Source organism: Buchnera aphidicola (Lipaphis pseudobrassicae) (genome assembly GCF_005081185.1).
Taxonomy (GTDB): Bacteria; Pseudomonadota; Gammaproteobacteria; order Enterobacterales; family Enterobacteriaceae; genus Buchnera; species Buchnera aphidicola_AD.
Genome location: NZ_CP034870.1, coordinates 322,169 through 346,837, shown reverse-complemented (window position 1 = coordinate 346,837; position 24,669 = coordinate 322,169). Strand labels below are relative to the sequence as shown.

21 protein-coding genes are annotated in these 24,669 nt (G+C 24.2%); 9 read left to right on the top strand and 12 right to left on the bottom strand.

All coding sequences use genetic code 11. The features are described 5' to 3' along the window. The first annotated feature begins 31 nt into the window (after positions 1 to 31). The 6 genes from serC (at position 32) to tpiA (ending at position 6,181) form a co-directional block, all read left to right on the top strand. Positions 32 to 1,120 carry a 3-phosphoserine/phosphohydroxythreonine transaminase gene (gene serC / locus D9V70_RS01595; RefSeq protein WP_158356015.1) on the top strand — a complete coding sequence of 363 codons (1,089 nt, stop codon included), beginning with the start codon at positions 32 to 34 and terminating at the stop codon, positions 1,118 to 1,120. Between the two features lie 73 nt (positions 1,121 to 1,193). After that, positions 1,194 to 2,480 carry a 3-phosphoshikimate 1-carboxyvinyltransferase gene (gene aroA, locus D9V70_RS01590; RefSeq protein ID WP_158356014.1) on the top strand — a complete coding sequence of 429 codons (1,287 nt, stop codon included), beginning with the start codon at positions 1,194 to 1,196 and terminating at the stop codon, positions 2,478 to 2,480. A 43-nt stretch (positions 2,481 to 2,523) separates the two neighbouring features. Then, positions 2,524 to 3,174, top strand: coding sequence for a (d)CMP kinase (gene cmk, locus D9V70_RS01585; RefSeq protein ID WP_158356013.1), 651 nt, complete (start codon positions 2,524 to 2,526; stop codon positions 3,172 to 3,174). A 120-nt stretch (positions 3,175 to 3,294) separates the two neighbouring features. Beyond that, positions 3,295 to 4,971, top strand: coding sequence for a 30S ribosomal protein S1 (rpsA, locus tag D9V70_RS01580; RefSeq protein ID WP_158356012.1), 1,677 nt, complete (start codon positions 3,295 to 3,297; stop codon positions 4,969 to 4,971). A gap of 72 nt (positions 4,972 to 5,043) precedes the next feature. After that, positions 5,044 to 5,328 carry an integration host factor subunit beta gene (ihfB, locus tag D9V70_RS01575; protein ID WP_158356011.1) on the top strand — a complete coding sequence of 95 codons (285 nt, stop codon included), beginning with the start codon at positions 5,044 to 5,046 and terminating at the stop codon, positions 5,326 to 5,328. A 91-nt stretch (positions 5,329 to 5,419) separates the two neighbouring features. Beyond that, positions 5,420 to 6,181: a triose-phosphate isomerase gene (gene tpiA / locus D9V70_RS01570; protein ID WP_158356010.1), complete on the top strand. Its 762-nt coding sequence runs from the start codon at positions 5,420 to 5,422 to the stop codon at positions 6,179 to 6,181. 10 nt (positions 6,182 to 6,191) lie between these two features. Here the strand turns inward: tpiA and D9V70_RS01565 are convergent, their stop codons facing one another. From D9V70_RS01565 to phrB, 7 genes are all read right to left on the bottom strand, one after another. Further along, positions 6,192 to 6,995, bottom strand: coding sequence for an MIP/aquaporin family protein (locus D9V70_RS01565; protein WP_158356009.1), 804 nt, complete (start codon positions 6,993 to 6,995; stop codon positions 6,192 to 6,194). Between the two features lie 84 nt (positions 6,996 to 7,079). Then, positions 7,080 to 8,042 (bottom strand): 6-phosphofructokinase, encoded by a 963-nt coding sequence (gene pfkA / locus D9V70_RS01560; RefSeq protein ID WP_158356008.1) that lies wholly within the window; start codon positions 8,040 to 8,042, stop codon positions 7,080 to 7,082. Positions 8,043 to 8,238: 196 nt separating this feature from the next. Beyond that, positions 8,239 to 8,934: a 2,3-diphosphoglycerate-dependent phosphoglycerate mutase gene (gene gpmA, locus D9V70_RS01555; protein ID WP_158356007.1), complete on the bottom strand. Its 696-nt coding sequence runs from the start codon at positions 8,932 to 8,934 to the stop codon at positions 8,239 to 8,241. Between the two features lie 244 nt (positions 8,935 to 9,178). Further along, complete coding sequence (gene sucB, locus D9V70_RS01550) at positions 9,179 to 10,414, bottom strand: dihydrolipoyllysine-residue succinyltransferase (RefSeq protein ID WP_158356006.1); 1,236 nt, start codon at positions 10,412 to 10,414, stop codon at positions 9,179 to 9,181. A 15-nt stretch (positions 10,415 to 10,429) separates the two neighbouring features. Further along, positions 10,430 to 13,156: a 2-oxoglutarate dehydrogenase E1 component gene (locus D9V70_RS01545; RefSeq protein ID WP_158356005.1), complete on the bottom strand. Its 2,727-nt coding sequence runs from the start codon at positions 13,154 to 13,156 to the stop codon at positions 10,430 to 10,432. A gap of 45 nt (positions 13,157 to 13,201) precedes the next feature. Next, a complete protein-coding gene (locus tag D9V70_RS01540) occupies positions 13,202 to 13,942 on the bottom strand; it encodes a Nif3-like dinuclear metal center hexameric protein (protein WP_158356004.1) in 741 nt (246 codons plus the stop codon). A gap of 13 nt (positions 13,943 to 13,955) precedes the next feature. After that, positions 13,956 to 15,389: a deoxyribodipyrimidine photo-lyase gene (phrB, locus tag D9V70_RS01535; protein WP_158356003.1), complete on the bottom strand. Its 1,434-nt coding sequence runs from the start codon at positions 15,387 to 15,389 to the stop codon at positions 13,956 to 13,958. 440 nt (positions 15,390 to 15,829) lie between these two features. Between phrB and fldA the strand changes: the two genes are divergently transcribed. Both fldA and queF read left to right on the top strand, forming a co-directional pair. After that, positions 15,830 to 16,357 carry a flavodoxin FldA gene (gene fldA, locus D9V70_RS01530; protein WP_158356002.1) on the top strand — a complete coding sequence of 176 codons (528 nt, stop codon included), beginning with the start codon at positions 15,830 to 15,832 and terminating at the stop codon, positions 16,355 to 16,357. A 95-nt stretch (positions 16,358 to 16,452) separates the two neighbouring features. Further along, the gene (queF, locus tag D9V70_RS01525; RefSeq protein WP_158356001.1) at positions 16,453 to 17,238 is read left to right on the top strand and encodes an NADPH-dependent 7-cyano-7-deazaguanine reductase QueF; all 786 of its coding nucleotides are present in this window, start codon (positions 16,453 to 16,455) and stop codon (positions 17,236 to 17,238) included. A 190-nt stretch (positions 17,239 to 17,428) separates the two neighbouring features. On the opposite strand, the gene gap is transcribed toward queF, so the two are convergent. The 5 genes from gap to D9V70_RS01505 all read right to left on the bottom strand — a co-directional run bounded on the left by gap (position 17,429) and on the right by D9V70_RS01505 (position 21,589). Further along, entirely contained in the window at positions 17,429 to 18,427 is a 999-nt protein-coding gene (gene gap / locus D9V70_RS01520) for a type I glyceraldehyde-3-phosphate dehydrogenase (RefSeq protein WP_158356000.1), read from the bottom strand. Positions 18,428 to 18,476: 49 nt separating this feature from the next. Continuing rightward, complete coding sequence (locus D9V70_RS03275; protein WP_253254791.1) at positions 18,477 to 19,115, bottom strand: FtsX-like permease family protein; 639 nt, start codon at positions 19,113 to 19,115, stop codon at positions 18,477 to 18,479. A 137-nt stretch (positions 19,116 to 19,252) separates the two neighbouring features. Then, on the bottom strand, positions 19,253 to 19,696 hold the full coding sequence (locus D9V70_RS03270; RefSeq protein WP_253254790.1) for a hypothetical protein: 444 nt from the start codon (positions 19,694 to 19,696) through the stop codon (positions 19,253 to 19,255). 17 nt (positions 19,697 to 19,713) lie between these two features. Beyond that, positions 19,714 to 20,397, bottom strand: coding sequence for a lipoprotein-releasing ABC transporter ATP-binding protein LolD (gene lolD / locus D9V70_RS01510; protein WP_158355999.1), 684 nt, complete (start codon positions 20,395 to 20,397; stop codon positions 19,714 to 19,716). Next, positions 20,390 to 21,589 carry an FtsX-like permease family protein gene (locus tag D9V70_RS01505; protein ID WP_158355998.1) on the bottom strand — a complete coding sequence of 400 codons (1,200 nt, stop codon included), beginning with the start codon at positions 21,587 to 21,589 and terminating at the stop codon, positions 20,390 to 20,392. Before D9V70_RS01505 ends, lolD begins: the two co-directional genes overlap by 8 nt. Positions 21,590 to 22,165: 576 nt before the next feature. On the opposite strand from D9V70_RS01505, the gene mfd reads away from it, so the two are divergent. Further along, on the top strand, positions 22,166 to 24,619 hold the full coding sequence (mfd, locus tag D9V70_RS01500) for a transcription-repair coupling factor (protein ID WP_158355997.1): 2,454 nt from the start codon (positions 22,166 to 22,168) through the stop codon (positions 24,617 to 24,619). Positions 24,620 to 24,669 lie beyond the last annotated feature (50 nt).

Here is a 24,669-nt window from a genome sequence, read left to right as displayed (position 1 = left end):
AATAAAACTCATAAACATGATTGGTGAAATAATGAATAATAGAGTCTATAATTTTAGTGCTGGCCCGTCTATGATCCCGAAAGATGTTCTTTGTACAGCTAAAAAAGAACTTACAAATTGGAAAAAGTTAGGTTCTTCTGTTATGGAAATAAGTCATCGTAGTAAAGAATTTATGGCAGTTGCTTCAGAAGCCGAACAAGATTTAAGAGAATTATTAAATATACCTGATGATTATAAAGTTTTATTTTGTCAAGGTGGAGCTAGGGGACAATTTTCTGCCGTTCCAATGAATTTATTAGATACTACACAGAAAGTAGATTATATTAATAGTGGCTATTGGTCGAATTGCGCTTTTATTGAAGCTAAGAAATATTGTATCCCTAATTCTATACTTATTAAACAAAACATAAATGAAAAAATTTCTCTTTTACCAATGTCTCAATGGAGAATTAACAAAAATTCATCATATATTCATTATTGTCCTAATGAAACAATGGATGGATTATCTATTTATGAAGAACCTATTTTTAATAATAAAATTATAATTGGAGATTTTTCATCTTATATTCTATCTCGTCCAATTAATGTTAAAAATTATGATTTAATTTATGCAGGTGCCCAAAAAAACATTGGACCTGCAGGTATAACAATAGTAATTATTAAAGAAAAATTAATAAATAATTCTTCTAGAAAATCACCATCTATTTTAGATTATAAAGTCATATCAGAACATAATTCCATGTTTAATACTCCACCTACCTTTGCTTGGTATTTATCAGGATTAGTTTTTAAGTGGTTAAAAAAACTAGGAGGTTTAAAAAAAATAGAAAAAATAAATAAAAAAAAATCAGACTTATTATATAAAAAAATTAATTCTAGTGATTTTTATATTAACAATATAGACGATAAGAATAGATCTCAAATGAATGTTATATTTCATTTAGCAGAACCGAAATTAAATGAGTGTTTTTTAAAAGAATCTTCTAAAATCGGTTTAACTGCTTTAAGAGGACATCGTATAAAAGGTGGAATGCGTGCATCTATTTATAATTCTATGCCATTAGAAGGTGTTATATCATTAGTTGAATTTATGTCATATTTTGAAAATCAATATGCGTAAATTTTTTGTTTTAACTTAAAAAAATAATATTTTTTGTATTTTTATTTTAATTTATATAGAGTGTATATTTATTATGCAAGATTCTTTTTATTTAAAACCAATATCTTATATTAATGGAACTATTACTTTACCAGGTTCAAAAAGTATTTCTAATAGAGTTTTATTACTTGCATCAATGGCTAAAGGAACTACTTATTTAAGTAATTTACTCAGCAGTCATGATACTCAATATATGTTAGATGCATTAAAAACACTAGGAATTAATTATTATTTATCTGATAATAAAAAAAAATGTTGTATTGAAGGTATTGGTCAACCTTTTAAACTATCAAAACCTATTACATTGTTTTTAGGAAACGCAGGAACTGCTATGCGACCACTTTTAGCCGCTTTATCTTTATATAAAAATGATATTGTATTAAGTGGAGATAAAAGAATGCAGGAAAGACCAATACAACATCTTGTTGAAGCTTTAGAGCAAGGAGGAGCTTATATAGAATATAAAAATAATCAAGGATATCCTCCAATACGTATTAAAGGTGGATTTATGGGAGGTGAAATTATGTTAAATGGAAATATTTCTAGTCAATTTTTAACATCATTATTAATTAGTTCCCCACTTGCTTCAAAAGATACTACTATTTTTATAAAAGGAACATTAGTTTCTAAACCTTATGTAGACATTACACTTAAATTAATTAAATCTTTCGCAGTGAATATTAAACATGATTCTTATAAAATATTTTATATAAAAGGTCAACAACAATATAAAACACCAGGAAATTATACTATTGAAGGAGATGCTTCATCAGCATCGTACTTTTTAGCAGCCTCTGCAATTAAAGGTGGTTCTGTGAAAGTTATAGGTATTGGAAAAAATAGTATTCAAGGTGATATAGAATTTGCAAATATTCTTCAAAAAATGGGAGCAATTATCGAATGGGGTAATGATTTTATTATTTGCACTCGTAATAAATTAAACGCTATTGATTTAGATATGAATCATATTCCTGATGCTGCAATGACTATTGCAATAGTGGCTCTTTTTTCCACTGGTACTACTATTATTAGAAATATATATAATTGGAGAGTAAAGGAAACTGATCGTTTATCTGCAATGACTATAGAGCTAAGAAAGATTGGAGCGATAGTTGAAGAAGGAAAAGATTTTCTATCAATTACTCCTCCTATTGCTTTTAAATATTCTGATATTGATACTTATAATGATCATCGTATGGCTATGTGTTTTTCATTAATATGTTTATCGGGAACAAGTGTAAATATAATGAATCCTAGTTGTACTTCAAAAACTTTTCCATCTTATTTTGAAGATTTTTTATCTATCAGTAGATTTTATTAATTTTTTAAGAAAAACCAATAAAAGTGTTAAAAAATACAGAATAATGAAAAATACAATTCCTGTAATTACTATTGATGGTCCTAGTGGTGTTGGTAAAAGTACTATAGCTAACATAATAGCAAATAAATTAAAATGGTCACTTTTAGAATCTGGTAAAATTTATCGATTACTAGCATATTTAGTTTTAAATAAAAAAATATCTATTTTTGAACAGAAAATAATTCCTATTATTAAAGATTTAGATGTTTTATTAAACAATAAAATAAAATTGAACAACAAATTAATAAAATGCGAAAAAATTAGTAAAATAGCTTCTAAATTAGCATTGTACCCTAAAATTAGAGAAATTTTGTTAACAAAGCAGAGATCGTTTCGTTTGTTTCCAGGTCTTGTAGCAGAAGGACGTGATATGGGAACAATAGTATTTCCTGATGCAAAACTCAAGTTTTTTTTAGATGCTAGTTTAAATATACGTGTGAATAGAAGATTATTAGAATTAAATAAAAATGGTAATTGCATAAATTTTAAAAAGTTATTTATTAAAATGAATAATCGTGATAAACAAGATCAAAATCGTTTAATTTCTCCTTTATGCATACCAAAAAATGCTATAATATTAAATTCTACTTATATGAATCTATCACAAGTTGTTACAATCTTTATGCAATACATTGTTAAACATATAAAAATATAATAAAAATTAATTTGGATATTACACTCTTTGATAAGGATTGTTATAAGATATATAAAACGAGCTCATTTTAACATGATGTTAAAGTGAACATTAAATAAAAATTTCTAAAAATTATCAATTATGAATGAATCTTTTGCTCAATTATTTGAAGAATCACTAAAAGAAATTAAAACTCGTCCCGGTTCGATTATTCGCGGTACTATCATTTCTATAGAAAAAGATATTGTCCTAGTAGATGCAGGACTGAAATCTGAATCTGCAATTCCCATTGAACAATTCAAAAATTCTCAAGGTTTACTAGACATTAATGTAGGTGACAAAATTGATGTAGCCTTAGATGCTATTGAAGATGGATTTGGTGAAACATTATTATCTCGTGAAAAAGCAAAACGTCATGAAGCGTGGTTAGTATTAGAACAAGCTCATGATAAATCAGAAACAGTAACTGGTATTATTAATGGTAAAGTAAAAGGTGGATTTACTGTTGAACTAAATGACATACGTGCATTTTTACCGGGTTCATTAGTAGATGTTCGTCCAGTTCGAGAAACAATTCACTTAGAAGGAAAAGAGCTAGAATTTAAAGTAATTAAATTAGATCAAAAACGTAATAATGTTGTTGTTTCCCGTCGAGCAGTTATTGAATCGGAAAATAGTGCTGAAAGAGACCAACTTTTAGAAAACTTACAAGAAGGAATACATATTAAAGGAATCGTGAAAAATTTAACAGATTATGGAGCATTTGTAGATTTAGGTGGTGTAGATGGTCTTTTACATATTACTGATATGGCATGGAAAAGAGTAAAACATCCCAGTGAAATAGTCAACATTGGTGATGAAATTGATGTAAAAATTTTAAAGTTTGACAGAGAAAGAACGCGTGTATCACTAGGACTAAAACAATTAGGAAAAGATCCTTGGATAGAAATTTCTCAACGTTATCCAGAGGGAACGAAATTAAGTGGACGCGTAACAAATTTAACCGATTATGGATGCTTTGTAGAAATACAAGAAGGTGTGGAAGGTTTAGTTCATGTTTCTGAAATGGACTGGACTAACAAAAATATTCATCCATCTAAAGTAGTATCGGTCAACGATATAGTTGAAGTAATGGTTTTAGATATTGATGAAGAGCGTAGACGTATTTCTCTAGGTTTAAAACAATGTAAAGTAAATCCATGGAAAGAATTCTCTGAAACTCATAAAAAAGGTGTTCATGTTATCGGTAGAATTAAATCTATTACAGATTTCGGTATTTTTATTGGTTTAAATGGTGGTATTGATGGACTGGTACATTTATCTGATATTTCTTGGAACAATTCTGGTGAAGAAGAAGTTAAAAAATACAAAAAAGGCGATGAAATTTCCGCTGTTGTTCTTCAAGTAGATGCTGAAAGAGAACGGATATCTTTAGGGATTAAACAATTAGAAGAAGATCCCTTCAACGTATATATTTCTAACTATAAAAAAGGTTCAATTATTACTGGAATAATTAAATCTTTTGACAAAAAAAGTATAATAGTAAAGTTATCAGAAAATATAGAAGGAATTGTAAAATTTTCTGATATTGCTTTTCTAGAACCTAAAGAAATTATAAATAAATTCAAAATTAATGATGAAATTTTAGTTAAATTACATAGTTTTGATCGTAAAATTAAAATTATTTATCTTACAATGCATATTGTAAATGAAAACGAAAAAAAAGAATCAATTAATATAGTAAATAAAAAAACAAATGATGATGCATTTTCTAATGTAATGAAAGAAGCTTTCAAGGCAGCTAAAAATACAGAGTAATTATTCTAATATAATAAAAAATATTATTTTTAATATACTCAGCATTTTTAGATCTACAAATATCGAGGATTTATGACGAAGTCAGAATTATTTGAAAGAATTTCTAAAAAAAAAATTTATATTTCAAATAAGATTATAAGACGTGCCATAAAAGAAATATTAGAACATATGACAATATCTTTAGCACAAGGAAAAAGAATTGAAATTAGAGGTTTTGGTACTTTTTCTTTACATTATCGTTGTTCTCGTTTAGGTAGAAACCCTAAAACTGGGAAAATAGTAAAATTAAATGAAAAATATATACCTTATTTTAAGCCAGGTAAAAAATTACGTAACAAAGCGAATATATATAAATAATGTATTTTAATACTTTTAGAAACTAAGTTTATATACATTTTTATAAAAAACTTAGTTTCTATTAGTTAAAATAAAATCAAAGGTTATAAAAATGAAAACAAAAATAATTGTAGCAAATTGGAAATTAAATGGAAGTATTGAGATGGTTTCTAATTATTTAAATTATTTAAAAAATAATTTACTAAACGAATTTAAAAACAATATTATTATAATTTCACCTCCTGCTATATATTTAGAAAGAATGTACGAAGATTTAAGACATTTGAACATTTTTCTTGCAGCGCAAAATGTAGATATTAACTTAAAGGGAGCATTTACTGGTGAAATTTCTATTTTAATGTTAAAAGATATAGGTATAAGATATATCATTATTGGACATTCTGAAAGACGTTTGTTTCATAATGAAAAAAATGATTATATAGCAAAAAAGTTTGATTTAATTAAAAATCATAATACAATACCAATTTTATGTATAGGAGAAACTGAAGTAGAAAAAAAGAATGGACAAACAAAAAAAGTTATTGAAGAACAATTGAATTCTATATTTAGAATTTCAGGTCCATCAGCATTTAGAAATACAGTGATTGCATATGAGCCTATTTGGGCAATTGGAACAGGTATAGCTTCTGACCCAGAATATGTGCAAACAATACATAAATTTATAAAATGTTATATTCAAAAACATGATATAATGAGTAAAAATATCATAATTCAATATGGTGGTTCTGTTAATTCTTCAAATGCAAAAGATTTCGTTAACCAACCAGATATAGATGGTTTACTAATTGGAAGTGCTTCTTTAAATGCTAAAAATTTTTTAAAAATCATAGATACTTCATTGAATATTGATTAATTAGTAAAAATTATTTTTTATTCAAAGAATAATTATCAATCAATATCGTATATATCCAACCACCTAAATTTATGCCTAAAATTGGACCGACAGTAGGAATTAAAAAATGCAAACAGTTATTACCTCCAGTAAAAGAAAAAACTCCCCATCCAGTAATACTTAAGAAAATTTTAGGACCCAAATCTCGAGCTGGATTTAAACTAATATTATTCAAAGGACTCATAGTAATATTAATCATAAATACTAGTATTCCTATAAGCATGGGAGTTATAGAATTACATTTAAAAAAATAATTATTTTTCTTTTGATTAAACTGTAATAAAATTATCATAAAAAGAGCTGTCGTAAATATTTCTGTTATAAAATTTTGAATAAAACTATTATTATAGTTAGGATAAGTGCAAAAAATAGAAGCTAAATTAATACTTGCTTGAGTACCTCTTATGATATTATTCTTTTTTTCAAACGAAATTAATAAATTATAATAAAGGCAATATATTAACATCGTAAAAAAAAAAGCACCTAAAATTTGAGATATAATATATGGAATTACTTTTTTTTTATTAAATCTAGAAGATAACCAAAAAAAAATAGTAATGGCAGGATTTAAGTGTGCTCCAGATATTGCAGAACTAAAATAAATTGATATAGATACCCCTAATCCCCAAATACAACTGATTTCAAATTGATCAAAGTTAATATTAGTTAATTTTGAAGCTGCTAGACAACCTGTTCCAAAAAATATTATTAAACCTGTTCCAAAAAATTCAACAATGCATTGTTTTATGATAGTTTTTTTCTTGTAACAATTCATTTTAAAAGACCTGTAAAATCTTATCTAAAAAAATAGATAATATTAAAAAGTTAGAGCGCCGGAAACACCGGCACTAATTTTACGTTAGTATAATTTTTTAGCAGTAACTAACCAATCTTTCTTAAAAATACGTTTCATATTTTTTAGTGCATCTGTTATATCATTAAATATCATTTTTTCATTTTGCACTCCAACACATTTACCAAAATGTCCATTTTCTAATAATTCAACTGCATATGCCCCCATTCTTGATGCTAAAATACGATCATATGCAACTGGTGCGCCTCCTCTTTGGATATGTCCTAGAATTGTTGCTCTAGTTTCTCGATTAGTTTGCTTTTCAATATATCTAGCTAATTGTTCTACATCGCAAATATATTCCGTTATTGCCACAATGGCATGTTTTTTCCCCTTTTTAATACCAGCTTTTATTTCAATAAGTAGTTCTTCTTGTGTATAGCAAATTTCTGGAAGTACAATAAATTCGCAGCCTCCAGCAATAGCTGCCGCTAATGTTAAATCACCACAATATCGACCCATTACTTCTACAATAGAAATACGTTGATGAGAAGACGAAGTATCTCTTAATCGATCAATAGCTTCTACAACTGTTTGTAAAGCTGTAAAATAACCTATTGTATAATCAGTACCTGCAACATCATTATCTATAGTTCCTGGAATTCCAATACATGGAATACCCATTTCTGTTAATTTCATTGCTCCTATATAAGATCCATCTCCACCAATAACAACAAGACCATCTATATTTCTATTTTTAAGATTTTTAATTGCAATAGTACGTACTTCTTTTTGATAAAAATTAGAAAATCTGGCTGAACCTAGAAATGTTCCACCTTTATTAATCATATCAGATACACTATATCTATCTAGATTTATCATACGGTTTTCATATAAACCTAAGTAACCATCATAAATTCCAAAAACTTCTAATTTTTTACTAAGTGCTGTTCTTACAACTCCTCTAATTGCAGCATTCATACCTGGAGCATCTCCACCACTAGTCAAGACTCCAATTCTTTTAACCATTAGAACCTCTTTTTTCAACTTCTGTAAAAAATGATTTATATATGAATTATTAAAGTTAATTTTACTTTTAATAAATATTTTGTAAGACGTGAAAACATTGAAAAAATATATTTATATTGTATGATATAGACCTAATTTTAAATATATCTGTTGGAATGGAAGTTGCTAGAATTTCAAAATATATTTTTAGTAAATTTTATGTTAAATAGTACCAGTTTATAGGAATATGATTCTCGTCAAAATCAAAAATAATAGGTGTTGCAGTTGGAATATCTAAACTTAATATCTTGTTATTATCTATTTTATACAAATATTGTATTAATGCTCGTAAAGAATTTCCATGAGCAACAATAAGTATTTTTTTATTTTTTTTTAACTCAGGATAAATAGTTTTTTCCCAATAAGGAATTACTCTTTTTGCAGTTGTTTCTAAACTTTCACCTAATGGTATTTTTTTTATATTTAAATTAGAATATCGTATATCATTTCCTGGAAAACGTAAATCTTGTATATTAATTATAGGAGGAGTAATATTAAAACTTCTTCTCCATAACATAACTTTTTTTTCTCCATATTTTTCGATAACTTCATTTTTATTTAATCCTTCTAATGCTCCATAATGTCTTTCATTTAAGCGCCACGATTTTTTTACTGGCAACCAATTTTGATCTAATTTATCTAAAATATATCCTAAGGTATGTATTGCTCTTTTTAATACAGATGTATAAGCATAATCAAAAGAAAATTTCTTTTTTTTTAGTAATAAAGCAGCATTCTTAGCTTCATTTTTTCCTTTTTTACTTAATTTTGCATCATGCCATCCAGTAAATTTATTTAGTTCATTCCATTCACTTTGACCATGTCTCAATAATACTATTTTATTAATTGTCATTATTTTTCTCTGAGATGATTATGTTAAAAATAAGTATTTTTAAAATTTAATATGAATTATCATAAAAATAATATTGTTATGCTAATGTAATTATGATCTAATAAAAATTGAAATATTGTAGATTATATCATTTTTTTACAAAAAATTATCTAAAAAGATAAACATCTTATTTTTTTTATTGATAATAAAAGTACAGTTTTTTAGTGATAATTTCACTGTACTTTTAAAGTACAAATAAAATTATCTATATGTTGATTAAAATACGATTAACATCTTCTATTATATTTTTTACAGTCATTAAAAAACCTACTGATTCTTTTCCATCTATTAAACAATGATCATAAGATAAAGCTAAATACATCATTGGCAGAATTTTAATTTTTCCATTAACTACCATAGTCCTATCTTGAATTTTATGCATTCCTAATATAGCTGTTTGCGGAGGATTAATAATAGGTGTAGACATTAGTGAACCGAAAACACCACCGTTAGTAATTGTAAAATTACCTCCTGTTAATTCGCTTATTTTAATTTTATTTTGGCATCCTTTTATAGAAAATTCTTTTATTTTTTTTTCTATTTCTGGTATTGTCATAATTTCTGCATTTCTTAATACTGGTGTTATTAATCCTCTTGGCGTAGCTATAGCTATACTAATATTACAATGTTTATAATAAATGATATCTTTTCCATCTATTGATGCATTTATTTCTGGAAATTGTTTTAATGCTTCAACTACTGCTTTTACAAAAAAAGACATAAAACCAATTCGAATACCATATTTTTTTTCAAAAATTTCGCCATATTTTTTACGTAAAAGTATTATTGGTTTCATATTTACTTCATTGAATGTTGTTAACATTGCTGTATTATTTTTACTATATAATAATCTTTCAGCAATTTTTTGTCGTAATCGACTTATTTTTACTCGTTTTTCAAATAGATTATTTTCTTCTTCATTTACATTTTGTTTCTGTAATATTATTTGATCACATTTTTTTTGAATTTCTTCTATATTGTTTAATTTATTTGGTTTAGTTTCATTCTTAATATATTCAGAAGAAATATTATTTTTTTTATTGATTCTTATCAATCGTCTTATAGACGGTGTAAAATATTTTTTTCTTTCTTTAAAAAAAATTTCTGATATTTCGTTTTTAGAAGTCATTTTTTTTGCTTCTAACAAACTATTTTTTGTTTCTATAACAAGATTGTTAGATGTTTCATTTTTAACAAAATCGTATTGTTTTATCTCGCCAATAATTTGTTTAGATTTTACTATTTTTCCTTCTTCTTCTAAAATTAAATTTAATTTTCCATTACAAGGTGATGATATTTCTAACATTACTTTATCTGTTTCAATATCTACTATGTTATCATCAGAATTAACTACATCTCCTATTTTTTTATGCCATTTTACAATTGTTGCATCATTAACTGATTCTGGTAAATCTGGAACAAGAACATTTATTTTCTTCATTATTTATCCTGTTTTTTAATTGATATTTAATGCATCATAAAGTATTTTTTCTTGTTGTTTTATATGAATAGAGATATGACCAACTGCAGGTGAAGACGAAGCTAAACGACCAATATATTTCAGTGAAGAATTCAATGGAAGCAGTTCACGTAAACAATTTTTTATATATAGCCATGCACCTTGATTATAGGGTTCTTCTTGACACCAGATAAAATCTTTTATGTCAAAATAATTTTTTAGTATATTTAAAATTTCATTTTTAGGAAATGGGTATAATTGTTCAATTCGGATTAAAGCAATATTTTTTATATTATTTTTACTACGTTGTTCCAACAAATCGTAATAAATTTTACCAGAACAAAAAATAAGACGTATCGCTTTTTTTATAGTGTCATCTACTTCATCTATAATTTTTTTAAACTGTTCATTAGCTAAAGCATTTAGAGAACAGCTAGCTACTGTGTTTCTTAAAAGTGATTTTGGTGTAAATACAATTAATGGTTTATAAATATTATTAAATACTTGTTGTCTTAAAAGATGAAATATCTGCGAAGATACACTAGGAATACATATTCTTATGTTTTTATTTGCGCAAAGTTGTAAAAATCTTTCGATTCTAGCAGATGAATGTTCAGGTCCTTGTCCCTCATAACCATGTGGTAAAAAAAGAGTTAAATTACATCTTTGATTCCATTTTTGTTCTCCAGAAGCTATAAATTGATCAATAACTATTTGTGCACCATTAACAAAATCACCAAATTGAGCTTCCCAAATAGTCAGTGTTTTCGATGGAAATAAAGAATATCCATATTCAAAGGCCAATACAGCTTCTTCTGATAAAACAGAATCCCAAATATGAAAATATCCTTGTTTTTTTTTGAAACAATTGAGTGGAATGTAAACGGAACCATCATTTTGATCATGAATAATAGCATGACGATGAAAAAACGTACCTCTGCTTACATCTTCTCCAGAAATACGACAAGAAATACCTTCGTTAAGAATAGTAGCATATGCTAAAGTTTCCGCTGCACTCCAATCGAATAATTTCAATTCTTTAGACATTTCCAATCTTTCTTTATAAATTTTTTTAACTCTATCATGTATATTAATAGAATCAGGAATTTTATTAATTAAAAAAGATAATTTTTTAAGGTTTGTAATATTTGTAATAATATTTCTATTTTTTTCTTTTTTAAATGTAAAATCACTTTTTTCATATTTAAAATTTATTTGTGTTTTTTCTGAAAATATATTTTCTCCTGTATTTAATTTATCATAGTATTGATCAATAATTTCTTTTTTTTCTTGAGTTGTGACTATTCCTTTTGAAATTAATAGATTAGAATATATTTCTCTTACTGTAGGATGGTTTTTTATTTTTTTATACATAACAGGTTGTGTAACAGAAGGTTCATCAACTTCGTTATGTCCATGACGTCTATAACAAACTAAATCTATAAATACATCTTTTTTAAATTTCGATCTAAAATCAAGAGCTAGTTGAATAGTAAAAATAGAAGCTTCTACATCATCTGCATTTACATGAAATATTGGAGCCTGGATCATCTTGGCAATGTCAGTACAATGTTCACTTGAACGAAGATGTCTAGGATTAGAAGCAGTAAATCCAATTTGATTATTAATAACTATATGAACTGTCCCTCCTACGCTGTATCCATCTGTCTGAGACATATTTAATGTTTCTTGAACTACACCTTGACCAATTACAGCGGCATCTCCATGAATATTAATAGGTAATATTTGACTGTAATTTTTTAATTGATCAATTGACGCTCTAGCCATTCCTGTAATGACTGGATTGATAATTTCTAAATGAGATGGATTACATGCCATTTTTAGCATAATTTTTTTTTCGTGTTTTATTTCTGCAATTCCTCCCATATGATATTTAACATCTCCACTGTTTTGTTTAAAAACATTGAGATTAGAAAATTCATCAAATAAAACTTTGGGATTTTTATTTAACACATTTACTAGTACATTTAATCGACCTCTATGAGCCATTCCTAAAAATATTTTAGATATATTATGTTTTTTTGAATACTTAATTACTTCATGAAGCATTGGAATTAACGTTTCAGCTCCTTCTAAAGAAAATCTTTTAGAACCAGGAAACTTTTTTCCAAGATATTTTTCTAAAGATTCGGCATAAGTAATTTTTTTTAAAAAATCTATTTTTTCTCTTGTATTAAAAATATCTTCTTTAAAAAAAGATTCAATATAATTAGTGATTGATTGCTTTTCAAGTAAGTTATCTATGTACATATATTCAAAACCAATAGAGTTTGAATATTTTTTTAATAATATTTCATATAAATTTAAAATATTGGTTTTAAAACAAGAAATATTATTAAAATTTATTTCTATATTTTTTGTTAATTCTTTTTTTGTAAAATTATAAAATTCAAGTTTTAAATCTTGAACTGTTTTTTTAATTTTTAGTTGAAGAGGATCAATTATAGAATGTTTATAACCTTGTAAACGAAATGAATGAATTATTTGATATGCCTTGTTAATAAGTAAACTTAAATTTTCTTTTTCATTGTTTTCATTTAAATAATATTGATCTTGAAAAATTTTTACAAAAGCATTATACCAAATAATATCAACAGATTGAGGATCAGTTAAAAATTTTTGGTATAGATTTTCTATATAATTTTGATTAGCTCCAGATAACCAAGACGAATTTAACCAATATTTCAATTTTTTTTTGTTCATGATTTTCTTAATATGAAATGTTTTAAAACTTTTAAGTTTTTAAAACTATGCCGGATTATAAATATCAACAAAAGTAACATCTAAATTATATTTTTTATTTAACCATTCTCCTAGAGAACGAATACCATCTTTTTCTGTTTCATGATGCCCCAAGGCAAAAAAATTAATCCCTAATTCTCTAGAAATATGAATGGTTTCTTCTGAAATTTCTCCGGTTAAAAAAGTATCTACTCCAAAATTGTATGCTTGTTTAATAAATCCTTGTCCTTTACCACTACACCAAGCAATACGATGAATATAACGTGAAGTATTTTCATGTAAATGTATAGGAGATTTTTTATATATTTTTTCTATTTTTTTAGCAAATTCAAAAGCAGTTACTTTTTCTAAAACCCCCCAAAATACGTGAGGTAAAATAGTACCTTGAATATTAATATTTAATTTTTTAGCAATTTGTGCATTATTTCCTAATTGAGGATGAATATCTAAAGGTAAATGCCAACTATATAAGTTAATGTTATTTGACAGTATTGTTTTTAATCTTTTTCTTTGCATATTATGTATATATCGCGATTCATTTTTCCAAAAATAACCATGATGTACTATTATAGTATCAGCATTACGAGATAATGATTCATCTAATAGTTTTTGACATGCAGTAACTCCTGTAATAATTTTTTTTACAATTTTTGATCCTTGAATTTGTAATCCATTAGGAACGATATCATTATATTGATGAGAAAGTAATTTCTTGTTAAGAATACTTTCTAAAAAAAAATTATTCATAATTTTTTAAAACCTATTTTTTTAGATATAATCGTGCTTTATTAAACATAATAAGCGATTCTTTTCTACTATCATTATAGTTTATAATCGGATCGGGATAATTTAACTTGTATTTATTTTTTTTAGACCATTCATATGGTTGATGAATATAATTATTTGGTACCATTTTTAATTCTGGAATAAATTTTCTTATAAAATCTCCAGATGGATCAAAATTTTTTGATTGATTATATGGATTAAAAATTCGTATATAAGGAACAGCATCACATCCAGTAGATGCTGACCACTGCCACCCTCCATTATTTAATGCTAAATCCCCGTCAATTAAATGAGATATAAAATATTTTTCTCCCTTTCTCCAATTTATTAAAAGATTTTTTACTAAAAAACTTGATGTAATCATTCTTAATCGATTATGCATCCAACCTAATTTATTTAATTGTCGCATTCCAGCATCTACTATAGGATATCCTGTATTTCCTTCTTTCCAATTCTGAAAGTGTTTTTTATTACTACTCCAATTAATATTTTTTTCCCATTTTACTAACGATTCATGTTTGCTAAGATTTGGAAAACCAATTAATAAATGATAATAAAACTCACGCCATAATATTTGATTAAACCAAGAACAATTAAAAATAATATCTAAAGGAAGATCTCTTTTTCTTTTTAAAAGCATCATAAGACAATATCGAGATGATATTATTCCTAAAGATAAATATGGAGATAACATACTAGTACTATTTAAAAAAGGAAAATTTCTTTTTAATAAATAGTTTTCAATTTTATTAGATAAAAATTTTTTTAATTTATTAATAGCTTCGTTTTCGCCAATTGGAAAAATATTTTTATTAAAGTTGCAAGTTAAGTCTTTAAAAGAAAAATCATTTGAAAAGCAATTTTTATTAGGTATTCTTTTCAATGGTATAGGAATACATTTCGGTATACTTTTATATAAATTATTTATTATTTTTTTTTTAAAAAAAGAATATACTTTAAATGTTTCGTTTTTTTCATTTTTGATGTATTGATGAGGAACTAAAATATTACTATGAAAACCTTTTACAGATATACCTTTTTCAGATAATATTTTTTTTGTCAAATAGTCTCGATTACGTTCATCTATTTCATATTGATAATTATAAAATAAATTATTAATTTTATGTTTCTCACAAAAATATATTAAATATTGTATTGAAGTTGAAAAATCAGTAGATTCATGATGATGCAAAATAATATTTAAATTCAACAATTCTTGTTTTAAAGAAATTATATGATGATATATGAAAGATATTTTTTTTTCAGAGATACAATAATGAAACCATTGTTTAGGTGTAGAAATAAATAAAGCTATAACTTGATCTGTATTAAATTTACATGCTTCATGTAAAGCCATATTATCGTGTAGTCTAAGATCATTACGAAACCAAATTAAATTTTTTTGCATAGTCTTAATATTTTAAATTATAACAATATTTTATGAAAAATATATTTGTATTATAAATATATAAAAATATTTAATATAGTTATCAATATTTTTTAAATTTCTCTAAATATGTATTTATATTTTTGATAGAAAGCAGAATTAAAAAATTTAATCAATATAACACATATAAAAAAAGAAATTAAAAATATTTTTATTAAATAAAATTTAACTATAGAAAAACTTTTATTTTTAAAATATATCAATATTTTAGAATTAAAACAATAAAATATCTATATAAGAAGTATACTTGATATTATTTTGAATAATATACATTAATAATGATTTTTATATCTTTTACTTTACAAAAAAAATACTTTTAATAACAAATGATGATTTAATAAAGTATATAAATTAATATAATGTCAATTTTCAATAAATTTATTTTATTATAGGTGTTAAAAATGGAAAAAATAGGTATTTTTTTTGGAAGTGATACTGGAAATACAGAGAAAATAGCAAAATTAATTCAAAAATATATAGGTGAAAATATTTCTATATTACATGATATTAGCAATGCTACTAAAAAAGATATTCAAGATTTTAAATATTTAATATTAGGAGTTCCTACTTGGTATTATGGTGAGGTTCAATGTGATTGGGATGATTTTCTACCTACTTTAAAAAAAATTGATTTATCAAATAAAACTATAGCATTATTTGGATGTGGTGACCAAGAAGATTATGGTGAATATTTTTGTGATGCAGTAGGTATAATATATAAAATTGTTAAAAAAAATAATGCTCATATCATTGGAAAATGGTCAACAAAAGAATATAATTTTGAAAATTCTAAAGCTTTACTAAATCAAGAGTATTTTATGGGATTGATTTTAGACGAAGATAGACAAGGAGAAAAAACTAATGAACGAGTTGTAACATGGTTAAAAAAAATTATGCCTCAATTTGAAAAAAAGATAAAAATAACATAAAATTTTTTTAAAAAAATCAACAAATTTTATCTAATTACAATATGTTAAAATAAAACAATAGTTTTATTTTTAAAAATTTAATAAAAAGAAAAAATATGAGTTTAAAAATAAATCATTTTAGTTTATTAAAAAGCATACCTCGAAAAAAACACCGTGATAATCTAAAATTAGATAATTCTAATCTTCCTTTTATGGGAAAAGATATTTGGACATTATATGAATTATCTTGGTTGAATAAAAATGGTATACCTCAAGTTGCTGTCGCTAAAATAGAAATTAACATAACTAGTGCGAATATCATCGAATCTAAAAGTTTAAAAATATATATTAATAGTTTTCATCAAACTAAATTTAACAATCATATACAGCTGCTTGAAACCATACAATTTGATCTAACTAAATGTGTATGTGGAGTAGTGTCTATAAAATTATTTAATTTAAATCAAATTAAAAATGAGAATATATCAGAATTTTATGGTTGTTGTATAGATGATCAAAATATTGAGATTACATCTTATCAGTATAATCCATTTCTACTTATTAATTCTTCTAAAAAAATTTTAAAAGAGTCTTTATATAGTAATTTGTTTAAATCAAATTGTCCAATAACTCAACAACCTGATTGGGCATCAATACAAATAATATATGTTGGACAAGAAATTGATCATTCTGCATTACTTGCTTATTTAATTTCTTTTCGTAATCATAATGAATTTCATGAAGAATGTGTTGAAAGAATTTTCAATGATATTGAAAATAATTGCAAACCTCACGAGCTTACTGTATATGCTAGATATACACGAAGAGGTGGAATTGATATTAATCCATGGCGTACTAATACACTTTTTTCACCTTGTCTTGTCCGAATGTGTAGACAATAAAAAATTTATATTAATTTAAAATATTTAAATTTTTACTGTTAAAAGCAGTATTAAGTATTATAACTTAATACTGCTTATATATTTTAGATAAAAAAAAATATGACTATTATTTTGATATAATAAAATATAAAAATGATTAGCAATATAAAAAAATACACTATTTTTTAATTTCGTTAAAAATTTTAAAAAATTATGTTTTAGATACTAAACAAACTAAGTCAAGTACCTTACTAGAATAACCCGTTTCATTATCATACCATGAAATTAATTTAACAAAATTTTTATTTAAAGATAAACCTGCTTTTGCATCAAATATAGAAGTTAATTCTGATCCATTAAAATCTGTAGAAACAACTTCTTCTTCGGTATATCCTATAATTCCTTGCATTTCTTTTTGAGAAGATTCTTTAATTATTTCACATATTTCACTATATGTAGCTGATTTTTTATAACGCACTGTTAAATCTACAACAGATATATTTGAAACAGGAACTCGAAATGCTATACCTGTTAATTTACCATTTAAATTCGGTAAAACTTTTCCTACGGCAATAGCTGCTCCAGTAGAAGATGGGATAATATTTTGTAATACACTTCTTCCTCCTCTCCAATCTTTAGAAGAAGCTCCATCAACAACTTTTTGGGTAGCTGTGCTTGCATGTACTGTTGTCATTAAACCTTCAATAATTCCTAGTGTATTATCTATGACTTTTGATAAAGGTGCTAAACAATTGGTAGTACAAGATGCATTTGATACAATATCTTCTCCTTTATATTTATCAAAATTGGCTCCTCTTACAAACATTGGTATATCATCTTTTGAAGGACCTGTAATAACTACTTTTTTTGCTCCTGCTAAAATATGCTTATAAGCTGTATTTTTAGTTAAAAAAAGTCCAGTTGATTCGATAACTACATCAATTGATAAATCACTCCAGTTCAGTTTTTCAGGATCTTTTATTGAAGTAATGCGAATTTTTTTTCCATTGATTATGATACTTTCTTTATTAACTTCAATAATTTTTTTAAAAGGTCCATGAGTAGAATCATATTTCAACATATAAGCTATATAATCAGGACTTAATAAATCGTTAATAGCTACAATTTCGATATTTTCATGTTTTTGAGCAAGTCGAAATATTACACGTCCAATACGACCAAATCCATTAATACCAACTTTAATAGTCATTTTTTCACCATTTTATTATATAAATATTTATTTTTTAAGAATTATTGTTTTAATATTCTTTTAATGTCTCACTAGGATTAAGATGTGAAGCATAATACGCTGGATACCAGTTTGTTATCATACCTATTATTAATGTACCAATAAATATAATTAAAACATCTAGTAATTTTAATTCTAACAAAAAAAAATTTTTATAATAAATATTATCTAATAATATATTATCTTTAAAGCATGTATTTAAACAAAATATGATTTTTTTAAAATTCAAGATTGTTATTATACCTAAAGATAAACCCATTATAGTAGAAATAATAATAGACCTCATACCATAGTATAAAAAAATTTTTTGAATAAGGAAATCATTCGCTCCTATACTACGTAGTATAGCGATATCTTTTGTTTTTTTAGAAATAGTCATTAAAGAGATAGATGTAATGCTAAAACACGAAATAATTATCAGAAATAATAAAGATAGGTATATAATTGCTTTTATCATATTAATTTCATGATATATATACTTATAATCATTAATCCAAGTGTATAATAATAGAGGTGTATTAAGTTTTTTTGCTGCATTTATTATAATTTTATTTGCATTAAATGGATCAGACATATGCAATTCAATTTTATCGATAATATTTTCTTTAATAAGAAATTTTTTAAAAAATTCAAATGGTACATATCCCATATTTGAATTTAAAATACCATTATCTTCAAATATTCCTATAACTTTTAAAGAGAAAGACTTTAGATTAGATTTAAAAAAATTTTTTTTTAAAAAAATTAGATTGATAAAATCACCTTTTTTAATCGATAATTTTTGAGCTAAACTTGATGAAATAATAATATTATTTTTTTTTTTAAAAAATTGATTTTTTTATATTTAAAAATATTATTTTCAAAATATTTTATATCTTTAAAACTTTTAATTTCAATTATTTTAACTATATCTCGCTTAGTTAATAATCCATTAGTGATAATATATGGCTCAGAATAAAGAACTCCTGGAGAAAGTTTTAATTTTGTAATTACATCTTTCCATTTTAGTGAAGATTGATCAATTAATTGAATGATTCCATGGGGAAAACTGGATAAAATTGTTGTATTTAGTAAAATATTAAATCCATTTAAAGCGCTTAAACTTATGATGAGAGAAAAAACAGAAATAGATATTCCAATTTTAGATAAAAAGGAAATGATAAATACTTTATTTTTTTTATTCTCGTTAAGATACAATCGTTTTGCAATTAAAAAAGGTAATAAATTCATTGATAATGTCTTTTTTATTAATTGTGATAATTATATAATAAACCGTTTTTTATTTGGAATAAAACAGGTATTTTTTTTATTAAGTTAATATCGTGTGTAACAATTAAAAAAGAAGTATTATAAGAGCAATTAAACTGCAATATTAAATCTAAAATAAGATTTGCGTTATATTGATCTAAATTACCAGTAGGTTCATCCGCTATTATTAAAGAAGGTTTATTTACAAATGCTCGAGCAATAGCAACACGTTGTCTTTCACCTCCAGAAATTTCAGATGGATACTTTTTTATTTTTGTTTCTAAATTAACTTTTTTTAGTATTTCATATGCTATTTCTTGAGATTCTTTTTTACTTTTATTACTGATTAAAAGAGGCATCGCAACGTTTTCTAATATATTAAAATCTAACATTAGATGATGAAATTGATAAATAAAACCTAATTGTTTATTTCTAAAATTTGCTATTTGATTAGATGACATAGAACTTATTGATTTTCCATTAAATAATATGTCTCCAGAATTAGGAACATCTAAACCAGCAAGTAAATGTAGTAATGTAGTTTTACCTGAACCAGATTTTCCAATAATACCAGCTATATCTCCAATATTTAATTTAAATGATATGTTTTTTAAGACATTTAAAACAAGATCGCCATCTTGATAAAATTTATTTAATTTTATACATTTTATAATATTATTCATGAGATAAAATTTGAGCTGATTGTATTTTTGTAGCGTTATAAGCTGGGTATAATGTAGATATAGTTGTAATAAATATAGATATGATATTAATTAAAAAAATTTGATGAGGTACTATAATAATAGATACATCTATCTCGTCAAAAAAAAATCTAATCAGATATTTTAAGAAATTTTTTTCTATTATTAAAAACATACTCATTACTGTTCCAAATATATTTCCAATAATAGCTATACTTAAACTAAGTATAACAAATATTAATATAATTTTCCAATTTGTTAATCCTTGGGATTGTAAAATTGCTATACTATTTTCTTTTTCTATTGTATAGACAGTAAGCATAATAAATATATTTAAAATTGCTACTATTAAAATCAAACAAAATACAAGTAACATGATGTATTTTTCAAATATTATTTTTTTAAATATTTCACCTTTTTCTAATTTCCAATCTAATAGAATAAAGGAATCAATTGACTTTTTCATTCGTTGAAGGTTTAAGGATAGTGGTTCTTTAACCCATACACGCCAACCAGTAATATAACCCTTAGGTAAATGTAAAAGATTTAAACAATCTTCCTTATTAATTACTATATGATAGTAATCTACTTCATTCTTAGTAGAAAAAAAATCTATAATTTTAAATGTCTGTTCGTTAAATATTTCTTTAAAAAATAATTTTTTCTGATTAGTCAGAAGAATTAATTTAATTTCATCACCGATATTTACATGTAATTTTTTTGCTAATTCTATTCCTAGAATTGCATTTTTTTGTTTAGGTTTAAGTATATTTGAAATGTTTTTGATATTGTAATTTTTAATGTTTTCTTTATTACTATTATCAATTCCAATTATTTCTCCCATAGAAATATCACTCTTGCTTCTTAAGATGACTTTTCGGCTGATAAAGTCAGAAACTTTTTTAAAATCATGTAGATATAAAATTTTTTTAGGAAAATCTAATGTGTTAACACATTTTTTTTTATTAGTAACTATCAAATGTGGAACAAAAGATAAAGTATTTTTTTTAAGATTATCTTCAAAACCATTAATTACAGATATTATAATAATAAGTGAAGCTGTGCTAATACCAATAGCTATAATCGATAATATTGTGATTAATTTTTTAAACTTTGGTAAATGAAAATTCCACAAATAACGTAAACCAATAAATAAATATATAGGTTTATACATAAATTTTGTTCTTAGACATAAAAATATTTTTCATACAATATTTAATATCTATTAAATTTTAAAAGTTTAAAAAAATAGATAAATTGAGTTCATATAAATGTTAAATATATACTATCATAATATATACAGTAAATTTATCAAAAGATTTTTAATAAGTATTATTTTAAATAAATTATATTATGTGTTTTTAAGTGTTTTAAATATCAATACATATATTACCCATAGTGATAAGTAGCATGTATGTTTTAACAAACCAATTATTTATTTTATTTTAGTTTTAAAAGTAAAATACTTTAAAAAATTACAATAAATGCTAATTTTATTAGAAAAAATTTTTAATTCTAAAATTATAAAAAATAATAATTAGCATTAATTATTATTTTCTATATATTAAGTAGTAGTTGTTTATTGTAAAAATATTTTATTATCTATTAAATAAATTACTATTAGTTTAATGAATGTTTTACATAAATAAATTGAATTTATTAATTAGAATAAGAATTCTATTCTAGAAATAGAAAAAAATTATATAAAATGAAGTCTTATTAATTCCCTTTAAAAACAAAATTTGTTCCAATGAAAATTATAAAAAATCAAATTTTAAAACATAAAAAAAATATTAATTATGAATATAAAAAATCACCGAGTTTATTTGATCATATTAATAATAAAACAAATATTAATGAATTATTATCTTTTTTACGGGAATTCTCGGGTAAAATACTTTTCTCTCTCAATCATGGAGAAAATTCAAAAAAGATTTTAAATTTTTTAATGAGTCATAATATTATTCCAAAATATATAAAAAATATTCTCGATATTAATGAAAATATTAATTATTTTTATACGACTACAGAATATGAAAAAGAATTTATAGATAACAAAAATAATCTTTTGTTTGTTTATACAAAAGATTTATTACAAATAATTGATAATAAAAAAATTTCTAATGTTAGATGTAATTATTCTCATCTTAAAGATAATCGTTTTCCTGAATTAATTGTAGGTTCTCCAATTATACATATTGAACATGGAGTTGGTCGTTATCAAGGATTAACTACCATTAAAACTGCTAGTATTCAATCTGAGTATTTAGTTATTACATACGCACAAGGAGATAAATTATATGTACCTGTTGCTTATTTGCATCTTATCTCTCCTTATACCGCAACATCCGCAGAAAATGCACCTCTCCATAAATTAGGAGGTGAAGAATGGAATAAGACTAAGCAAAAGATAAACAAAATTATATATGATCATGCTGCTCAATTATTAAATATTTATGCTAATAGAAAATCTCAGAAAGGATTTTCATTTAAAAAAAATGAAAAAAATTATCAAATTTTTTGTAAAGATTGTTTATTCGAAATAACATTAGATCAAAAAAAAGTCATTAAATCTGTCTTAATGGATATGTGTAATTCTATTCCTATGGATCGTTTAATTTGTGGAGATGTAGGTTTTGGAAAAACAGAAGTTGCTATGAGAGCAGCTTTTCTATCTGTTTCTAACAGCAAACAAGTAGCTATCTTAGTTCCTACTACTTTGCTAGCGAACCAACATTATGAGAATTTTAAAAAACGTTTTTCTAACTGGAATTTTAAAATTGAAATACTATCTAGATTTCAAAACCAAACAAAACAAAATTTAATTTTTAAAAATACTAAAAATGGACAAATTAATATTTTAATAGGTACGCATAAACTTCTATTAAAAAAAATCGAATGGTGTAACTTAGGTTTGTTAATTATTGATGAAGAACATAGATTTGGTGTTAATCATAAGGAAGAGTTCAAAAAAAGATATTCCAATATTGATATATTAACTTTAACAGCTACACCTATACCACGTACTTTAAATATGACTATGATTGGTATAAAAGACTTGTCTATTATAAAAAAACCACCAGCTCAAAGATTAGCTATTAAAACTTTTATTAAAGAATATAATCCTTTGTTAATAAGAAACACAGTATTACGAGAAATTTCAAGAGGTGGACAAGTTTATTATATATATAATAAAGTACAAAACATCATTAATATTGCTGAAAGATTATCAAAATTAATCCCTGAAGCTAGTATCAAAATAAGTCATGGACAAATGAATAATGTCGATTTAAAAAAGGTTATGAATGAATTTTATAATAATGAATTTAATGTTTTAATTTGTACTACTATTATTGAAAGTGGAATTGATATACCAAGGGCAAATACAATTATTATTGAAAATTCTGATCATTTCGGATTATCTCAACTTCATCAATTACGTGGACGTATTGGTAGATCTAATCATCAAGCATACGCCTTATTTCTTGTTAAGAGTTTTAAAAAAATTACTGCAGATGCAAAAAAAAGATTAGAAGCAATTGCATCAATTAATAATTTTGGAGGAGGTTTTTCTTTATCTAATCAAGATCTTGAAATCAGAGGAATAGGTGAATTATTAGGAAAAGAACAAAGCGGACATGTAAAAAGTATAGGATTTTCTTTATATATGAAACTTTTAAAGAATGCTGTCGATTTATTAAAAAATGGAAAAAATGTATCTTTTAAACGATTATCTAAAAATCCAATAGAAATTAAATTATATGTTTCATCTTTATTGCCAGAAAATTATATTTCTAACGTTAATACAAGATTGTTTTTTTATAAAAAAATCGCAAGTGCTAAAAATGAAAAAGAAATAGAATTTATTCAAGACGAATTAATTAATAATTTTGGTAAATTACCTGTATTTTCTAATAATTTAATTTCTATTGCTAAAATTCGACTAATAGCATATAAAATTGGCATTAAATTAATTAAATTTAATAAAGATATCGGTATTATAGAATTTAACAAAAAAAACTTAGTTAATACTGAATATTTATTAAGTATTTTTAAGACGCAACCAGATATTTGGAAAATGGAAAGTTCAACTAAATTAAGATTTTTATATAATGCAGCAGATGATGATTTACGTCTTTCATGGATGTTAAATTTATTAAAGAATCTCAAAAAAAAAGATTCTGTTTTAACAAAAAATCAGTGAAATATTATTTTTGAAAATTAATATATATTAAGTCTTTTTCTATATATGAT

Coding starts and splice junctions, on each gene's coding strand:
- serC (WP_158356015.1), top strand. CDS start 32: ATGAATAATAGAGTCTATAATTTTAGTGCTGGCCCGTCTATGATCCCG.
- aroA (WP_158356014.1), top strand. CDS start 1,194: ATGCAAGATTCTTTTTATTTAAAACCAATATCTTATATTAATGGAACT.
- cmk (WP_158356013.1), top strand. CDS start 2,524: ATGAAAAATACAATTCCTGTAATTACTATTGATGGTCCTAGTGGTGTT.
- rpsA (WP_158356012.1), top strand. CDS start 3,295: ATGAATGAATCTTTTGCTCAATTATTTGAAGAATCACTAAAAGAAATT.
- ihfB (WP_158356011.1), top strand. CDS start 5,044: ATGACGAAGTCAGAATTATTTGAAAGAATTTCTAAAAAAAAAATTTAT.
- tpiA (WP_158356010.1), top strand. CDS start 5,420: ATGAAAACAAAAATAATTGTAGCAAATTGGAAATTAAATGGAAGTATT.
- D9V70_RS01565 (WP_158356009.1), bottom strand. CDS start 6,995: ATGAATTGTTACAAGAAAAAAACTATCATAAAACAATGCATTGTTGAA.
- pfkA (WP_158356008.1), bottom strand. CDS start 8,042: ATGGTTAAAAGAATTGGAGTCTTGACTAGTGGTGGAGATGCTCCAGGT.
- gpmA (WP_158356007.1), bottom strand. CDS start 8,934: ATGACAATTAATAAAATAGTATTATTGAGACATGGTCAAAGTGAATGG.
- sucB (WP_158356006.1), bottom strand. CDS start 10,414: ATGAAGAAAATAAATGTTCTTGTTCCAGATTTACCAGAATCAGTTAAT.
- D9V70_RS01545 (WP_158356005.1), bottom strand. CDS start 13,156: ATGAACAAAAAAAAATTGAAATATTGGTTAAATTCGTCTTGGTTATCT.
- D9V70_RS01540 (WP_158356004.1), bottom strand. CDS start 13,942: ATGAATAATTTTTTTTTAGAAAGTATTCTTAACAAGAAATTACTTTCT.
- phrB (WP_158356003.1), bottom strand. CDS start 15,389: ATGCAAAAAAATTTAATTTGGTTTCGTAATGATCTTAGACTACACGAT.
- fldA (WP_158356002.1), top strand. CDS start 15,830: ATGGAAAAAATAGGTATTTTTTTTGGAAGTGATACTGGAAATACAGAG.
- queF (WP_158356001.1), top strand. CDS start 16,453: ATGAGTTTAAAAATAAATCATTTTAGTTTATTAAAAAGCATACCTCGA.
- gap (WP_158356000.1), bottom strand. CDS start 18,427: ATGACTATTAAAGTTGGTATTAATGGATTTGGTCGTATTGGACGTGTA.
- D9V70_RS03275 (WP_253254791.1), bottom strand. CDS start 19,115: ATGGGATATGTACCATTTGAATTTTTTAAAAAATTTCTTATTAAAGAA.
- D9V70_RS03270 (WP_253254790.1), bottom strand. CDS start 19,696: ATGAATTTATTACCTTTTTTAATTGCAAAACGATTGTATCTTAACGAG.
- lolD (WP_158355999.1), bottom strand. CDS start 20,397: ATGAATAATATTATAAAATGTATAAAATTAAATAAATTTTATCAAGAT.
- D9V70_RS01505 (WP_158355998.1), bottom strand. CDS start 21,589: ATGTATAAACCTATATATTTATTTATTGGTTTACGTTATTTGTGGAAT.
- mfd (WP_158355997.1), top strand. CDS start 22,166: ATGAAAATTATAAAAAATCAAATTTTAAAACATAAAAAAAATATTAAT.